The following is a 13,872-nucleotide window of genomic DNA, read 5'->3' on the forward strand; positions in this document are numbered from 1 at the left end:
TGACCCATTCGACCCTTTCAACCAAGGAGCACACCATGAGCGAAACCACCACCAGCACCACCCCGCCTGTCATCGGCCAGCCGTGGCCCGAACAGGGTGGGATTTTCATCGGCAGCCGCCTGATCGACGGCGATATTCACCACCGGATCATCCCGGGCGGCCCGGAATTCGACATCCCGGCGAGCCACAACAATGCGGCCGAGCGCATCGCCGCGAAGGGCGCGATCAACGGCCACAACGACTGGTTCCACGGTGATCCGAAGGACGTGATGCTGGCCTACATCAACGTGCCGCACCTGTTCCCGAGCAAGGGCATCGAGAGCGTGCAGATCACGTCGAAACCCTACGGGGAATACTACGCGTGGGCTGTGGTTTTCGAGCACGGCGACGTGGACTGCCACTACCGGCTCAACGAGTTCCGCGTCCGCCCCTTCCGCAGCATCATCGCTTCATCCATTTAACCCTTCGCGGGCGTAGCCCGCTATCGCCATGGCTTTGCACACCGACACCGAGATTTACCGCGCCACGTACTCGCTGTGCCAACTCGTGACGCAACTCGTCGCGAACATGCCGAGGAACTACAAGGCCGACTTCGGTGCGGAGTTGCGGCGCCGCTGCATGGGGCTGGTGATGCGCACCTACGAGGCCAACACCGCAGAAGCCGACGAGCGGCCCGCTGTGCTGCGCCGCATGCGTCACGAGGTCGAGGCGGTGAATCTCTCACTGCGACTTGCGAAGGATCTGCGCCTCATCTCCGCCGGCCAGTACGCAAGAGCCATCGCCATCACGGAGAGCATCGCCAAGCAGGCGACCGGATGGCAGAAACACACCGAATCGCGCTTGTCGCCCGCTCGTCAAGGCGGACGGGCCAATGCGCATAGATGATCTGGTCGAGCCGCTGGGCCACGAGCCCACCGCCAAGCGCATCAGGGATATCGACGGCACCGCCGCAGCGATCCCGCGCAGTTTGCCCGCTGAAGCCGCGCGCCTCGGCGAGCTGACGTGAATAGCTCGAATCTCCGTGGGCTGTGGATTTCGAGAACGGCAACGTGAACAACAACAACCGGAACAACGAGTTCCGCGTCCGCCCCTTCCGCAAATCTCACCGGGTGTTTCTATGGATGCTGGCTATTCGCTCGAATTGCTGGCGCAGGCGTATTTCGACTGCCGCCGGCACAAACGCAACACCGCCAGCGCGCTCCGGTTCGAGCAGAACCTGGAGCACAACTTGATGGCGCTGCACGAGGAGTTGATGGACGGGTCGTACCGGCCCGGAAAGTCCATCTGCTTCGCGATCAGCAGGCCGAAACCGCGCGAGGTGTGGGCCGCGATGTTCAGGGACAGGATCGTGCATCACTTGCTCTACAACCACATCGCCCCGCGCTTCATCGCCAGGTTCGTGGCCGACTCGTGCGCGTGCATCCCAGGCCGCGGCACGCTATACGCCGCGCAGCGCCTGGAGGCGAAGATTCGCAGCCAGACGCAGAACTGGTCACGGCAGGCCTTCTACCTGAAAGCCGACCTCGCCAACTTCTTCGTGAGCATCGACAAGCGGGTGTTGTGGCCGATGCTGGCGCGGCGAATACCGGAACCGTGGTGGCGCGGCTTGGCGAAGCTGATCCTGTTCCACGACCCGCGCGAGAACTATGAGGTCCGCGGCGAGCCACGGGCACTGGCAGCCGTGCCGGCGCACAAGCGCCTCACCAACGCAGGCCCATACTGCGGGCTGCCCATCGGCAATCTGAGCAGCCAGTTCTTCGCCAACGTGCTGCTGGACGCCATGGACCAGCACGTGAAGCACGTCATCCGCGCCAAACACTACGTGCGGTACGTCGACGACATGGTGCTGCTGCACGAATCCGCGCAGTGGCTCAACGAGGCGCTGGCCGGCATCAACGCCTTCCTGCCGGGCCTGCGCCTGACCCTCAATCCGCACAAGACCGTCATCCAGCCCGTTGCACGCGGGGTGGATTTCGCGGGGCACGTCATCAAGCCGTGGCGGCGCCAAGCCAGGCGCCGGACGGTTCGCACCGCTCTGTCGCGGATCGAGCATCAGCCGGCAGCCCAGACCCTGGAAACCATCAACAGCTACCTGGGCCTGCTGCGCCACACCGACGGCCACCACGACCGGGCGCGCATCGCGCACGCCGCCCGCAAGCGCGGGCATTGCGTGGATTGGGACGCGACAAGGGCTTTCCGACGCTCGGCCGCAGCCGAGACATGACCGCCAACCACTACTTCAGGAATTTGACCATGAACGCACCCAAGGACTTTCGCGCCATGACGGCGCAATCCATCGGCAAGGATCTGCTCTCGGCGCTTGTCACCGAGATCAAGCTGCTGCCCGAACCCTGGCAGAAGCTGTCCGAGGCCAAGCAGAACGACATCATCGACCGCCTGCGAGCCCGCGTGGAACACAACGTGGGCATGGCGGTGCACGTGCTCGCCGCCCAGGGTCGTGCAACCGTCGTCGGCGACCTGGAGCAGATCGTCATCAAGGACGGCGTAAAAGCGACGCTGAAGTTCAGCCCGGCCGCGCCTAGCCTGCACGAACTGTACGAGGCTCAGGGCAAGGCCGTACTGGTCATCGTGGCCGCCGCAGCGGATCACACCGCAGGCATGGACGGGGTGAAGGGCTGGAAGGCGTGGCACGAGCAGCAGGAGGCCGAAGGCGCCGAGGAAGGTGCGGAATGAAACTCCACCACATCGCAATCCATAACTTCCTCGGCGCGCGTACCGTCGACCTGCCGCTCGCGCAACCCGTGACCTTGCTGGCGGGGGCCAACGGCGCGGGCAAGAGCAGCCTGCGGGACGCCATCAGCCTGGCCCTGACCGCCGACCTGTGCCGCGTGAGCAAGAGGGGCGAAGCCGCTGCGCTCATCAGCGAAGGTGCGGCAGCTGCCCGGGTGTTCATCCAGACCGACGAGCGCGACTACGAGGTCGCCATCTCGAAGGCCGGCAAGATCACCGACAGCGCCGCCGGCAACGAGCCGCACGCGGCCCTGCCCTTCGTGCTCGATCCGGCCCGCTTCGCCCGCCTGACCGACACCGAGCGCCGCGCGATGCTGTTCGGCCTGCTGGGCATCGAGACCAGCCACAAGGCCATCGGCGAGCGCATGACGCGCCGAGGCCTCGCCGAGCAGAAGATCGCTGCTGTGCTGCCGATCCTGCGCGCCGGCTTCGGCGCTGGCGAGAAGCACGCGAAGGAAATGGCGAGCCAGGCGCGCGGCTCCTGGAAGGCCATCACCGGCGAAGCCTACGGCGACAAAAAGGCCGACGGCTGGGCACTGCCAGCCATCGACGCGCCGGCCGGCGCAGACAAGAAGGCCGAGAACGCCGAGCTGCAGGCCAAAGCCGTCGAAGCCGAACTTGCCCAGGCACAGCAGGAACTCGGCGCTGCCCGGCAGGATGCGGCAACCCGGCGAGAGGCCGCTACCCGCATCGAACGCCTGCGTGAGCAGGCCAGCATGGTCGAGCGCATCAAGGGCCGGCTGAAAACGGCGGAGGAGAACGACGAGAATTGCCGCGCGCGGCTTGCAGAGTCCGACGGCAAGAGCGGGCTCATCCATGAGCTTGCCTACGCGCTCGACCGCTCCCTGTCGCTGACCATCCCATTCGGCGAGATGGACGCCGACCAGCGCGCAGTGCTCAAGACGGCAGGCTCCACGCTGGACGCCTACACCGCCCAGCACGGCAAGCCGGCTGCGCCGGCGCCGGCCGACCCCGCCCGCGCCGATGAAATCCGCCGCGGCCTGCAAACCGCCAAATCCGGCGCCGCGAACGCCCGCCGCGACCTGGCCACGGCCGAGGCGGCAGCCATCGAACTGGCCGAACTGGAAAAGGCCCAGCAGGACAACGCGGCCACCGCACCGGTGCTCGATGCCATCGAGGCCCGCATCGCCGAACTGACCGAGCGCCGCAACAACTGGCAAGCCGACGCCCGCCGCTACCGCGAGGCAGCCGGCGCCGCAGCACGCCGCGCACAGCAGATCGAGCAGGCCACCCGCCACCATGTCGACGTGCAGCAGTGGTCAGCCATCGCCGACGCCCTGTCGCCCGACGGCATCCAGGCCGAGATGATCGCCGAGGCGCTGGCCCCGCTGAACAAGCTGCTGGCCGAGCACGCCGCGCTGGCGCAGTGGGCGCCGGTGCTGATCGGCGCCGACATGTCAATCACCGCCGCCGGCCGCGCCTACGGTCTGCTGTCCGAGTCCGAGCGCTGGCGCGCCGACGCCCTGCTCGCCGTCGCCATCGCCGCGCTGTCCGGCCTGCGCTTCGTGGTGCTGGATCGGCTCGACGTGCTCGACGCCACCGGCCGCGAGGACGCGCTGTACTGGCTCTCCGACGTGGCCGAGGCCGGCCAGATCGACACGGCGCTGGTGCTGGCGACGCTCAAGAGCGCCCCGCCGGCCGGTGCTCTGCCGGCGCACATCGCCAGCCGCTGGATAGAGCGCGGCAACCTCATCGCTACCAACGAGAAAGCCCGGGAGGCGGCATGAGCGACGACCTCAAGCCGTGCCCGTTCTGTGGCGGAGCGCCAGAACTCGACACGATGCGTGGATTCATCAACAAGCGCGCATTGAACAAGCGCAACGCGCCGGCCGATCCGAGGCTGGACGACTTGGCGACGCTCGTTCGCCGACTCGCCCACTCGCTCAACAAACCCAGTGGCGACACGATTCTTGCGCAGAAGGCACTGGACTACTTGCGCCGGAACGGACTGCAAAACAGTCCGCTCCGCGATACCGACACGAAGGAATGACCATGAACCACATCCTCTTCTACGACAGCGAGACATCCGGCCTCCCGCTTTTCAGCGAACCGTCCGAGCACCCCGACCAGCCGCACATCGTGCAACTCGCCGCCCTGCTGGTCGATCCAGAGTCGCGCGAGACCATCGCCAGCATGGACGTGATCGTGCGTCCCGCCGGCTGGACGATCCCCGACGAGGTTGCCGCGGTGCACGGCATCACGACCGAGCGCGCAACCGCCGTCGGCGTGTCCGAGAGCATCGCGCTCGGGCTCTTCCTGGACCTGTGGGGATGCGCCGGCCTGCGCATCGGGCACAACGAGAGCTTCGACGCCAGGATCATCCGCATCGCCCAGCACCGCTTCGACTGCGGCGAACTCGATGCATGGAAGGAAGGCGCAGCCGAATGCACCGCCCGCCTGGCGACGCCGATCTGCGCCCTGCCGCCGACCGAGAAGATGAAGGCGGCCAAGCGCTTCCACTACAAGACCCCGAACCTGGGCGAAGCCTACCGGCACTTCACCGGCCGCGAGCTGGAGAACGCGCACAGCGCGATGGCCGACGTGCAGGCCTGCCGGGATGTGTATTTCGCGATCAAGGACGGGAGGGAAGCAGCATGAGACACAGTATCCGCCCCGACATCCTCACGGTCTCGGGCAACTACTTCGACTTCATTCAGCCCCAGAACAGCACCTTCGGCATCCAGGATGTGGCACACGCGCTTTCGCACGTCTGCCGATTCGCCGGCCATACCCGGTTCTTCTACTCGGTCGCTCAACACAGCGTGATGGTGTCGCGCATTGTGCCGCTGTCCGATGCCATGGCCGGTCTTCTGCACGACGCGGCAGAGGCATTCATCGGCGACGTAACGAGACCGCTCAAGCAACTTCTCCCGGACTTCAAGGAGATCGAGCGGCGAGTGGAAAAAGCAGTTCTGGTGCGCTTCGGTATCGAGGCCATTCCTCTGTCTGTCAAAGAGGCCGACATCATCATGCTTGCGACTGAGCAACGCGACCTGATGGCGCCTCACGATGACGAATGGGCGCTGATCCAAGAAGTGCGTCCACTGCCTGAAACCATCGTTCCGTGGAGTCCAGACGAAGCAAGGAAGCGGTTCCTCGACCGCTTCTTCGAACTGGCGCCCGCAGGCTGCGCAGCATGACCGAGCCTCTTGCCGACCGCATCGCCCGCGAATCAGCCCGCGGCCGCATGCCCGCCACCCACTCCCTGATCCTGCGAGAGATGGCCGAACGCCTCGAAGAGGCCGAACGCAAGATCGCCGCCCTTCAACAGCCCTGCCCCGAATGCGCCCGCCGCGCCGAGTGGGCGAACGGGGCCGAGTTCAGAGGAACGACCATGACCACCAGCGCCAAGGAATTCCGCCAGTACGCCATCGTGGAGTTGTTCGGCCACGCTTCGCATCGCCGGCCTCATCACCGAGCAGACCATCGGCGGATGCTCGTTCGTGTCGATGTGCCCGAGATCGTCACCAAGCCGGAGACCGCCGTCAAGCGTGCGAAGTCCGCCGCGCGCGGGGCCGGCCGCAGCGACGTGTATGCGCTCGTCCATGTCGGAACGGCCCGTCGGGACGCGGTGTATCGTGAGAAGCAAGCATGAACCGGAATTCCTTCACCACCGCCCCGTCCGACGTGCGTGAAATCCGCCACTTCCACCTGTTCTGCGGACTCGGCGGCGGCGCCAAGGGCTTCAACAAGGCTTCGCCCCGGGTGGGCAACATGGTAGGCAAGTTCCGCTGCATCGGCGGCATCGACGTCGACGCGCCGGCAATCCGCGACTTCGAGCGCCTCACCGGCGCCCGGGGCACCGTGCTGGATCTGTTCGACCGCAGCCAGTTCATGGACTTCCACGGCGTGGAGCCGCCCGCCGGCTGGCGCGAGGCCGGACCGGCGGACATCCGCGCTGCAGCCGGCGGCGAATATCCGCACATCGTCTTCCTGAGCGCACCGTGCAAAGGGTTTTCCGGCCTCTTGTCCGAGGGCAAGAGCAAGACGGCCAAATACGTGGCGCTCAATCGGCTTACCGAGCGTGGCGTATGGATGATGCTTGAGGCATTCTCCGACAACCCGCCGGAACTGGTGATCTTCGAAAACGTGCCGCGGATCATGACCAGGGGTCGTCACCTGCTTGACCGGATCGCCGACCTGTTCCGCGCCTACGGCTATGCATGGGCCGAAACGACGCACGATTGCGGCGAGATCGGCGCCTTGGCCCAGAGCCGTAGGCGCTTCTTTGGCGTCGCCAGGCATCTCGAAAAGGTGCCACCGTTCCTCTACGAACCGCCGCAGAAGCGCCTGCAGGCTGTCGGCACCGTGCTGGGCCGCCTGCCACTGCCTGGCGACCCAGCCGGCGGTCCCATGCACCGCGTACCTCGCCTGCAGTGGAAGACGTGGGTGCGGCTCGCGTTCGTGGAAGCCGGCAGGGACTGGCGTTCGCTGAACCGGCTGGCGGTGGAGAATGGCCACCTGAAGGACTATCTGATCGTCCCCGGGTACCACGCTGGCTATCTGGGCGTGGGAAGGTGGAGCGACCACAGCGGTACGGTTCAGGGCCACAGCGGACCGACGAACGGTGCATTCTCAGTCGCCGACCCGCGTTTCGACCAGTCAGCCAGGTGGAACGACGGACAGGCCCTGGGTGTGCGCGACTGGAACGAACCAACCGGCACCGTGGCTGGACAGCAGGGGCCGCTGCAGGGTGCCTACAGCGTGGCGGACCCGCGCCACACCGGTCCGTCCAAGCACAACAACGAGTTCCGCATCGTGCCGTGGGAACGTGAGGCCGGCGCGGTGACCGGCGCGCACGGCACCGGCCAGTGCGTGGCCGATCCGCGGAACCATCGAGAGGGCTTTGGCAAATACGCTGTCACGGATTGGAGTGACGCCGCTGGCACCGTGATTTCCGGCAGCACCACCGGACAAGGAGCCTACGCCGTCGCAGATCCACGCCCGAACGGCATCCCGCAATCCGGCGACCACTACCTGACGGGTGGACACTACGGCGTCGTCGGCTGGGGCGATACCTCTGGCGCAGTCTCTGCCGCAGCGTGCCACGACAACGGCCGGTGGTCGGTGGCCGACCCGCGAGTTTGCGATTCGGTGCAAGTTGGCAAGTTCTGCATGCCAGCGCCGGCCGACAAGCTGGTAGCGGTGATCCGTGCCATCGATGGGACGTGGCACCGACCATTCACCACGCTGGACCTCGCCGCGCTGCAGTCGCTGATCGACCCAGATGAAATCTGGTCGTCCGACCCGATCACGCAGCGCGCGATCGAGGCGCGCGATTCCGCCTTGATCGCCGAAGCCGTCGGCATCCTCCGCCTGGACGGCGAGAGCGATAGCGCGTGGCGTGAGCGCATCGGCAACGCAGTACCGCCTGACGCCGCCGAGGCCATCGGCAACGTCATGGGCACCACGCTGCTTCTCGCCTGGAGCGGGGAGACCTTCGTTCTGTCCAGTGCACCAATCTGGGTGCGGCCGGTGGCGGTTGCGCTCAGCGTCGCGCAAGGAGAATCGATATGACCCGCACCGAACTGATGCGCGCCATCAACGACCTGATGACCGCCGCCGGATGCAGCCTCACCGAAGACCAGGATGCCGTGCTCGCCGCGGCACTGGCGGTGTTGCTGCCGCAATACGTCAACGCGGCGCAGATGCCGGAAAAGAAAAATCAACAGGAGGCCGCACGATGAGCATCCTCACTCAACTGCAGGCGGCGAACTCGGCGCCTGCCGATCCGGCTGCCGTGCCGCATGACTTCGCGCTGCTCTTCGGGCTGGTGCCGCCACTTGCACGGCCGAAGCGCGCAAAGGTGCGCGCGCATCTGCTCGACGTGCCGGACGATGCTGTAGCGGCCCAGGCGATCAAAACGCCGAAGGCCCGCCCCACGGTGGCGGCGCAGAAGGACTCCATCATGACTGCCCTGGACGCTGCGGAATACCCGCTGCGCCGCTGCGAGGTATCGGAGCGCACCGGCATTCCGCCCGAGCGCGTCGGCGACTTGCTGCAACTGCTGCGCATCGCCGGCCGCGCGAAGTCGACCGGGCGCGGCGAAGGCTGCCTCTGGTCGCCCATCAAGACATAGCCCGCGGCATAACTTCCGGTTGCTCGCCCCGCAGGCCATCGGCCTGCAGTCTGGCACATGCCGGGGCTCGCCGGTCGGCGCGGGCGCGGGTTGGAGCTGAAACCCCGCGCCGACTCCACCTGTACGCGCACAGCCGGCCATGCCCAGTTCATCGGGCTGCGCGTTCAATGTGCCGAAGGCCGGCACAACCCCAACACCAGGAACATCATGACCACCATCACGCCCATCGCCGCGGCGCAAATCGCACTGCAGGAGCGCCAAGAATGACCGCCGCCACCCATACCCTTTCGCGCGAATTCGACAACGGTCGCATTGTTACCGTGACGGTCTCGGGCCAGGCCGACATCGACGACATCGTCGACGTCATGCGCGGGTTTCTGGTCCAGCTTGGCTATCACCCCGATGTCGCCAAACGCCTGCATCTGGCTGATGAAGAGGACGATTCGCGATGACCGACGACGAAATCCAGGCCGTCGAGTTCGCCCCTACGCTTCAGTCAGGCAACTACGTCCCCATGTTCTGGGTGCGCCTGTGCAGCGACGGCGGCTACGAAGGCCCGATCCACAATGACCGCATCGAGGATGTCCGCAAGCACTCTGGCGCATGGACGCCGCTGTACCTGGGTGCCGCGACGCCCGTGCCGGCTGTGGCGCCACATCTCGGTGGGCCAATGATCGACCGTGAATTGCTGGACCTGGAGCGGCTGGCACTGGATGCGACTCCCGGCCCATGGATTGCGTGCGGGCCGCACTACGGAGCCCCACATCCTCAATACTTCGATGCGGTCGTGCTTGATGAGGCCAAGGACGGCGGACAGGGAATCGCCCTCGCGCCTGACGGCATGGGCGAATCTGGATCGCCCGACATGGCATTCATCGCCGCCGCCAACCCCGTCGTCGTGCTCGATCTGATCAGACGGCTTCGCGCTGCGGAAGCGGCTGCAGGCCGCGCGAAGAAATTTGCCGACGAACGAGACAAGGCGAGGCTGGAGAACACGAAGCTGAAAGCCGCGCTGGAAGAAATCCGGCACAGCACATACCTACGGCACGCGACTGCCGTGGCTGCGATAGCGCTGGGCCATGAGGCATAACGTTGGAAGTAACCGGAAGCCCGCCGCAGGCGGGCTGTCCGGTTGACTGAAATGTTATGCCAGAGACAACTACGGAGAAAAAGATGGAAAACGACACTCGCTACCCCTACACCTACGCTGCCGATTTCTTGCGCGGGTTGGCCGGATATGGGGAAGGTGGAACGAAACTCTCTCGGTCGGGCGCGAGCCAGGTGCTGCAGGGGATCGCCGCCGCACTCGGCATGGATGACGCGGAGTTGGCTCGGAAGCTTGCCGACCACTACAAGGCCAACGAAGACGCGATCACCGAGAAGTCCGCCAAGGCGTTCATGGTGGCGCAAGGCTATGCGGGCTAACGCCAGCGTAACCGGCCTTGCGCCGGGAAAGGACTGAAAATGAGCAACGAACCGCCGCCGGCGCAAGGTCCGGTTGACGTAACTGTTGGGCGGCAATATCGGCTGCTGACACGCGCCGACAGAATTGATCACGACGACGAGTTCCTGCAGGAAGATTGCGAGACTTGGCAGATTGACCCGTTGCATATTTTCGCCGGTATGGAGTATTGCCCAGGCGTTCTTCGTCCAGCACGTCGAAAACTGCCGCCCAACGCCGGAGGTAACGCGCGTGAGTGAAACGAACGTCGCCGTTGACCGGCGTGTTGTGCGTGCGCTGATGCTGGACGACCTGATAACCGCTGCTGTGCAACTTGCCGGCGAGGATGCCGTGAGCTGTGGCGCGAGACTGTGGCAAAGCGAGGGAGGCCGAGCCTGCCCGCTGGGCTGGGGCGGCTGCAGCCAACCGGTGTACGTGGACCTGAAAACAGGTGAGTACGACTACGGCGCCACTGGCGGACCGGGACATGCTGACTGCACAAGGAACTGCCGGCATGGGATGCAGCGGTGCACGGATGATGACTGAGCCGCACAACACCTGATATCCGTCACCTGCCGCCTATCAAGGCAGCACCCCACCAGACCGCAGCCACGAGCTGCGGTTTTTCGTTTTCATGAGGGCGCCCATGCACATCCTGTCCGACGACCAGATCATCGAGATCACGCGGCGCGTGCGGCCAAGCGCACAGCGGCGTATGCTCGACTTCCTCAAAATCCCCTACCGCCAACGCCCGGACGGCACTCCGGTTGTCTTTGAGGCCGACATCCATGCGCCCCCGAAAGAAAGATCGTCAGCTCCCCGCCTGCGTCTACCTTAAGCACGGCGCCTACTACTACGTCAAACACGGGAAATGGACGCGGATCGGCACTGGCCTGGAAGCCGCGCTGCGCGAATACGCCCGCCTGCAGTGCCAGCGGTCAGGCGGCATGGTGGCCCTGATCGAGCGCATGTTGCCGGCCATCCTGGCGGGCCGCGCGCCGGCAACCGTCCGCAAGTACCGGACCTATGCGCGATACCTGCAGTCCGCGTTTGAAGAGTTCTCCCCGCAGCAGATCACGCAGGCCGACGTGGTGCAACTGCGCCGGCACTTGGCCTGCAGCCCGTCGAAGTGCAACGGCGTAATCTCCGTGCTACGGATGGTCTTCGACATGGCGCTGGAAGAGCGCATCGTCGAGTTCAACCCATGCAGCGGCATCAAGACGGTCCGCCCCGGAAAGCGCACCCGGCGCGTTGAAATGCACGAACTGGAAGCCATCAAGGCCCGCGCCCCGGCACGCCTCGCGGTCATCCTTGACCTGTGCTATCTCACCGGGCAGCGCATCGGCGACGTGCTCAAGATCGCCCGCGCCGACCTGCGCGAAGAAGGCATCTACGTCGAGCAGCAAAAAACCGGAGCCCGCGTGCTGGTGCGCTGGAATGCAGACCTTCGTGCCGCAGTGGATCGCGCGAAGGCGCTGCATGGTGCCGTGGCAGGAATGTATCTACTCAAGGGCAGTAAGGGCCGGCCGCCGTCCTACAACGGCGTGTGGAAGGCGTACAACATCGCCAGGAAACAAGCCGGCGTGCACGATGTCGTCATCCACGATCTGCGAGCCATGTCCGGCACCGAAGCCGACAACCAAGGCGCAGACCCGCAGAAGCTACTCGGACACACAGACCGCAGGATGACCGAGCGCTACCTGCGGGACAGGAAGGTTGCGCAGGCGGATGGGCCGAGTTTTAGACGTGTCCAAAATAATGAGCGCTGAAGCCGCACCATTACTGAGGAAAAGAGATGGACATTATCCCCCTTCCCGCCTTTCGCGATAACTACATCTGGTTGTTGCGCACCGGGCACGACGCCGCGGTGGTCGATCCGGGCGACGCCGAGGTGGTGGAAAACCACCTTGCGGAACAGGGGCTTGCGCTGCGGGCCGTGCTGCTGACCCACCATCACGCCGACCACGTGGGCGGCGTCGGCGAACTGCTGGGGCGCCACCGCGTACCGGTGTTCGGGCCCGCCGGCGAGTCCATCGCCGGGGTCGACCACCCGGTGAAGGAAGGCGACGAGGTGGCGCTGCCCGGGTTCCCGCTGCGCTTCACGGTGCTCGACGTGCCGGGGCATACCGCCGGCCACGTCGCTTACCGCGCGCCGGGCCTGATCTTTCCGGGCGACACACTGTTCTCCGCCGGCTGCGGTCGGTTGCTGGGCGGCACGGCAGCGCAGTTGTTCGCCTCCCTCGAACGCCTGGCGGCGCTGCCGGAGGATACCGCGCTGTATTGCGCGCACGAATACACGCTGGCCAACCTCGCCTTCGCACACGCGGCCGAACCGCACAATCCGGCGCGGGACGAGTACGCGGCCGCGTGCGCGGCACGGCGCGCCCATGGCCTGCCCACGTTGCCTTCCACGATCGGCCTGGAACGGCGCGTCAATCCTTTCCTGCGGGTTCGCGAACCCGGCGTGATCGACGCCGTGGCCCGCCATTCGGGGCAGACACCCGCGGGGCCGGAAGCGTGCTTCGCCGCCCTGCGGCGGTGGAAGGACACGTTCTGAACGCTGCCCGCCGGACGGGCGGCGGCCTCAGCAGACGTTTTCGGCTTCGCCCTGGGGCGGCGCGATGGCGACGCGGTTGCGCCCGGTGCTCTTGGCCCGGTAGAGCGCCTCGTCGGCCTGCTTGAGCAGGCGGGCGTGTCCGTCTTCGTCGCCGGCTTGCGGCACGGTGCAGGCCAGGCCGATGCTGATGGTCACCACCGGCGCCGCCGCCGAGAAGCGGTGGGTGATCCCCAGCTCCTGCACCGCCTGGCGCATGGCTTCGGCCACGATCCCCGCGCCCGTTTCATGGGTGCCCGGCAGGATCACCACGAATTCCTCGCCACCGTAGCGTGCGGCCAGGTCCGAGGAGCGGTGCACCGAGTCCGCCAGCGTGCGCGCCACCGCCTTCAGGCATTCGTCGCCGACCTGGTGGCCGTAGTTGTCGTTGAAGGGCTTGAAGAAATCCACGTCGATCAGCAGCAGCGCGAGGGGCTGGCGCTCGCGCGCGCAGCGCCGCCACTCCTTGAGCAGGGTCTCGTCGAAGCGCCGGCGGTTGGCGATGCCGGTCAATCCGTCTGCGGAGGACAAACGGGTCAGCTCCCGGTTGGCTTCGTCGAGCTTGCGCGTGAGCACCAGCAGCGAATAGCGCATCTGCGCGATGCGCTGCATCGCCCGCACCTTGGCCTTGAGCACGATTTCGGAAACGGGCTTGATCAGGTAATCGTCGCCGCCGACCTCGATGCCGCGCTCCAGGTCCTCGTCGCCGGTGCGGGCGGTAAGGAAGATGATGGGCGTCCACATGCCGTCCTTCTCCAGTTGGCGGATGCGGCGCGCCACCTCGAAGCCGTCCATGCCCGGCATGATGACGTCGAGCAGGACCAGGTCGGGGCGCTCGCTCTTGAACGCCTCGATGCCCGCTTCGCCATTGCGTGCGTGCACGGCCTCGAGCCCCATCTTGCGAAGCTGGTGGCAGACCAGTGTCGCGCTGGTAAGCGTGTCCTCGATGACCAGGGCTTTCATGAAAACGGCAAACGTGGCGCCATC

The 13,872-nt window shown here is 66.0% G+C and carries 22 protein-coding genes; 21 read left to right on the forward strand and 1 reads right to left on the reverse strand.

Annotated features, from left to right (window positions below; translation table 11 throughout):
* Positions 1-35 precede the first annotated feature (35 nt).
* From E6O51_RS16985 to gloB, 21 genes are all read left to right on the forward strand, one after another.
* Entirely contained in the window at positions 36-461 is a 426-nt protein-coding gene (locus tag E6O51_RS16985; protein ID WP_136386204.1) for a DUF1566 domain-containing protein, read from the forward strand.
* Between the two features lie 28 nt (positions 462-489).
* Positions 490-885, forward strand: coding sequence for a four helix bundle protein (locus tag E6O51_RS16990; protein WP_136386205.1), 396 nt, complete (start codon positions 490-492; stop codon positions 883-885).
* Positions 872-1,006, forward strand: coding sequence for a hypothetical protein (locus tag E6O51_RS22405; protein ID WP_269140107.1), 135 nt, complete (start codon positions 872-874; stop codon positions 1,004-1,006). Before E6O51_RS16990 ends, E6O51_RS22405 begins: the two co-directional genes overlap by 14 nt.
* 111 nt (positions 1,007-1,117) lie before the next feature.
* Complete coding sequence (locus E6O51_RS16995) at positions 1,118-2,224, forward strand: RNA-directed DNA polymerase (RefSeq protein WP_136386206.1); 1,107 nt, start codon at positions 1,118-1,120, stop codon at positions 2,222-2,224.
* A gap of 29 nt (positions 2,225-2,253) precedes the next feature.
* Positions 2,254-2,694, forward strand: a complete 441-nt coding sequence (locus E6O51_RS17000) for a hypothetical protein (RefSeq protein WP_211091446.1) — start codon at positions 2,254-2,256, stop codon at positions 2,692-2,694.
* On the forward strand, positions 2,691-4,499 hold the full coding sequence (locus tag E6O51_RS17005) for an ATP-binding protein (RefSeq protein ID WP_136386207.1): 1,809 nt from the start codon (positions 2,691-2,693) through the stop codon (positions 4,497-4,499). The genes E6O51_RS17000 and E6O51_RS17005 overlap by 4 nt, the downstream gene beginning before the upstream one ends.
* A complete protein-coding gene (locus tag E6O51_RS17010) occupies positions 4,496-4,762 on the forward strand; it encodes a Lar family restriction alleviation protein (RefSeq protein WP_136386208.1) in 267 nt (88 codons plus the stop codon). The genes E6O51_RS17005 and E6O51_RS17010 overlap by 4 nt, the downstream gene beginning before the upstream one ends.
* A gap of 2 nt (positions 4,763-4,764) precedes the next feature.
* Positions 4,765-5,370: a 3'-5' exonuclease gene (locus tag E6O51_RS17015; protein ID WP_136386209.1), complete on the forward strand. Its 606-nt coding sequence runs from the start codon at positions 4,765-4,767 to the stop codon at positions 5,368-5,370.
* Positions 5,367-5,912: a metal-dependent phosphohydrolase gene (locus E6O51_RS17020; RefSeq protein ID WP_136386210.1), complete on the forward strand. Its 546-nt coding sequence runs from the start codon at positions 5,367-5,369 to the stop codon at positions 5,910-5,912. Before E6O51_RS17015 ends, E6O51_RS17020 begins: the two co-directional genes overlap by 4 nt.
* Positions 5,909-6,367, forward strand: a complete 459-nt coding sequence (locus tag E6O51_RS17025; RefSeq protein WP_136386211.1) for a hypothetical protein — start codon at positions 5,909-5,911, stop codon at positions 6,365-6,367. Before E6O51_RS17020 ends, E6O51_RS17025 begins: the two co-directional genes overlap by 4 nt.
* Positions 6,364-8,289: a DNA cytosine methyltransferase gene (locus E6O51_RS17030; RefSeq protein WP_136386212.1), complete on the forward strand. Its 1,926-nt coding sequence runs from the start codon at positions 6,364-6,366 to the stop codon at positions 8,287-8,289. The genes E6O51_RS17025 and E6O51_RS17030 overlap by 4 nt, the downstream gene beginning before the upstream one ends.
* The gene (locus tag E6O51_RS21920) at positions 8,286-8,459 is read left to right on the forward strand and encodes a hypothetical protein (RefSeq protein ID WP_168735310.1); all 174 of its coding nucleotides are present in this window, start codon (positions 8,286-8,288) and stop codon (positions 8,457-8,459) included. The genes E6O51_RS17030 and E6O51_RS21920 overlap by 4 nt, the downstream gene beginning before the upstream one ends.
* Entirely contained in the window at positions 8,456-8,851 is a 396-nt protein-coding gene (locus E6O51_RS17035; protein WP_136386213.1) for a hypothetical protein, read from the forward strand. Before E6O51_RS21920 ends, E6O51_RS17035 begins: the two co-directional genes overlap by 4 nt.
* Positions 8,852-8,908: 57 nt before the next feature.
* The gene (locus tag E6O51_RS17040) at positions 8,909-9,118 is read left to right on the forward strand and encodes a hypothetical protein (RefSeq protein WP_136386214.1); all 210 of its coding nucleotides are present in this window, start codon (positions 8,909-8,911) and stop codon (positions 9,116-9,118) included.
* A complete protein-coding gene (locus E6O51_RS17045) occupies positions 9,115-9,303 on the forward strand; it encodes a hypothetical protein (protein ID WP_136386215.1) in 189 nt (62 codons plus the stop codon). Before E6O51_RS17040 ends, E6O51_RS17045 begins: the two co-directional genes overlap by 4 nt.
* Complete coding sequence (locus E6O51_RS17050; RefSeq protein ID WP_136386216.1) at positions 9,300-9,941, forward strand: hypothetical protein; 642 nt, start codon at positions 9,300-9,302, stop codon at positions 9,939-9,941. Before E6O51_RS17045 ends, E6O51_RS17050 begins: the two co-directional genes overlap by 4 nt.
* Positions 9,942-10,024: 83 nt before the next feature.
* Positions 10,025-10,276 (forward strand): hypothetical protein, encoded by a 252-nt coding sequence (locus E6O51_RS17055; protein WP_136386217.1) that lies wholly within the window; start codon positions 10,025-10,027, stop codon positions 10,274-10,276.
* Between the two features lie 39 nt (positions 10,277-10,315).
* A complete protein-coding gene (locus E6O51_RS17060; protein WP_136386218.1) occupies positions 10,316-10,552 on the forward strand; it encodes a hypothetical protein in 237 nt (78 codons plus the stop codon).
* A 386-nt stretch (positions 10,553-10,938) separates the two neighbouring features.
* Positions 10,939-11,130: a DUF4224 domain-containing protein gene (locus E6O51_RS22510; protein ID WP_168735311.1), complete on the forward strand. Its 192-nt coding sequence runs from the start codon at positions 10,939-10,941 to the stop codon at positions 11,128-11,130.
* A complete protein-coding gene (locus E6O51_RS17070; protein WP_136386220.1) occupies positions 11,081-12,061 on the forward strand; it encodes a tyrosine-type recombinase/integrase in 981 nt (326 codons plus the stop codon). The genes E6O51_RS22510 and E6O51_RS17070 overlap by 50 nt, the downstream gene beginning before the upstream one ends.
* A gap of 26 nt (positions 12,062-12,087) precedes the next feature.
* Positions 12,088-12,849, forward strand: a complete 762-nt coding sequence (gloB, locus tag E6O51_RS17075; RefSeq protein WP_136386221.1) for a hydroxyacylglutathione hydrolase — start codon at positions 12,088-12,090, stop codon at positions 12,847-12,849.
* A 27-nt stretch (positions 12,850-12,876) separates the two neighbouring features.
* Here the strand turns inward: gloB and E6O51_RS17080 are convergent, their stop codons facing one another.
* A complete protein-coding gene (locus E6O51_RS17080; protein ID WP_136386222.1) occupies positions 12,877-13,848 on the reverse strand; it encodes a diguanylate cyclase in 972 nt (323 codons plus the stop codon).
* Positions 13,849-13,872 lie beyond the last annotated feature (24 nt).

Origin of the sequence: Pseudothauera rhizosphaerae, from assembly GCF_004801305.1 — a bacterium.
GTDB classification, from domain to species: Bacteria; Pseudomonadota; Gammaproteobacteria; order Burkholderiales; family Rhodocyclaceae; genus Pseudothauera; species Pseudothauera rhizosphaerae.

Coding starts and splice junctions, on each gene's coding strand:
- E6O51_RS22405 (WP_269140107.1), top strand. CDS start 872: ATGCGCATAGATGATCTGGTCGAGCCGCTGGGCCACGAGCCCACCGCC.
- E6O51_RS17020 (WP_136386210.1), top strand. CDS start 5,367: ATGAGACACAGTATCCGCCCCGACATCCTCACGGTCTCGGGCAACTAC.
- E6O51_RS16995 (WP_136386206.1), top strand. CDS start 1,118: ATGGATGCTGGCTATTCGCTCGAATTGCTGGCGCAGGCGTATTTCGAC.
- E6O51_RS16990 (WP_136386205.1), top strand. CDS start 490: ATGGCTTTGCACACCGACACCGAGATTTACCGCGCCACGTACTCGCTG.
- E6O51_RS17005 (WP_136386207.1), top strand. CDS start 2,691: ATGAAACTCCACCACATCGCAATCCATAACTTCCTCGGCGCGCGTACC.
- E6O51_RS17040 (WP_136386214.1), top strand. CDS start 8,909: ATGCCGGGGCTCGCCGGTCGGCGCGGGCGCGGGTTGGAGCTGAAACCC.
- E6O51_RS17045 (WP_136386215.1), top strand. CDS start 9,115: ATGACCGCCGCCACCCATACCCTTTCGCGCGAATTCGACAACGGTCGC.
- E6O51_RS17025 (WP_136386211.1), top strand. CDS start 5,909: ATGACCGAGCCTCTTGCCGACCGCATCGCCCGCGAATCAGCCCGCGGC.
- E6O51_RS17070 (WP_136386220.1), top strand. CDS start 11,081: ATGCGCCCCCGAAAGAAAGATCGTCAGCTCCCCGCCTGCGTCTACCTT.
- E6O51_RS17010 (WP_136386208.1), top strand. CDS start 4,496: ATGAGCGACGACCTCAAGCCGTGCCCGTTCTGTGGCGGAGCGCCAGAA.
- E6O51_RS17000 (WP_211091446.1), top strand. CDS start 2,254: ATGAACGCACCCAAGGACTTTCGCGCCATGACGGCGCAATCCATCGGC.
- E6O51_RS17035 (WP_136386213.1), top strand. CDS start 8,456: ATGAGCATCCTCACTCAACTGCAGGCGGCGAACTCGGCGCCTGCCGAT.
- E6O51_RS16985 (WP_136386204.1), top strand. CDS start 36: ATGAGCGAAACCACCACCAGCACCACCCCGCCTGTCATCGGCCAGCCG.
- E6O51_RS17055 (WP_136386217.1), top strand. CDS start 10,025: ATGGAAAACGACACTCGCTACCCCTACACCTACGCTGCCGATTTCTTG.
- gloB (WP_136386221.1), top strand. CDS start 12,088: ATGGACATTATCCCCCTTCCCGCCTTTCGCGATAACTACATCTGGTTG.
- E6O51_RS17050 (WP_136386216.1), top strand. CDS start 9,300: ATGACCGACGACGAAATCCAGGCCGTCGAGTTCGCCCCTACGCTTCAG.
- E6O51_RS22510 (WP_168735311.1), top strand. CDS start 10,939: ATGCACATCCTGTCCGACGACCAGATCATCGAGATCACGCGGCGCGTG.
- E6O51_RS21920 (WP_168735310.1), top strand. CDS start 8,286: ATGACCCGCACCGAACTGATGCGCGCCATCAACGACCTGATGACCGCC.
- E6O51_RS17030 (WP_136386212.1), top strand. CDS start 6,364: ATGAACCGGAATTCCTTCACCACCGCCCCGTCCGACGTGCGTGAAATC.
- E6O51_RS17015 (WP_136386209.1), top strand. CDS start 4,765: ATGAACCACATCCTCTTCTACGACAGCGAGACATCCGGCCTCCCGCTT.
- E6O51_RS17060 (WP_136386218.1), top strand. CDS start 10,316: ATGAGCAACGAACCGCCGCCGGCGCAAGGTCCGGTTGACGTAACTGTT.
- E6O51_RS17080 (WP_136386222.1), bottom strand. CDS start 13,848: ATGAAAGCCCTGGTCATCGAGGACACGCTTACCAGCGCGACACTGGTC.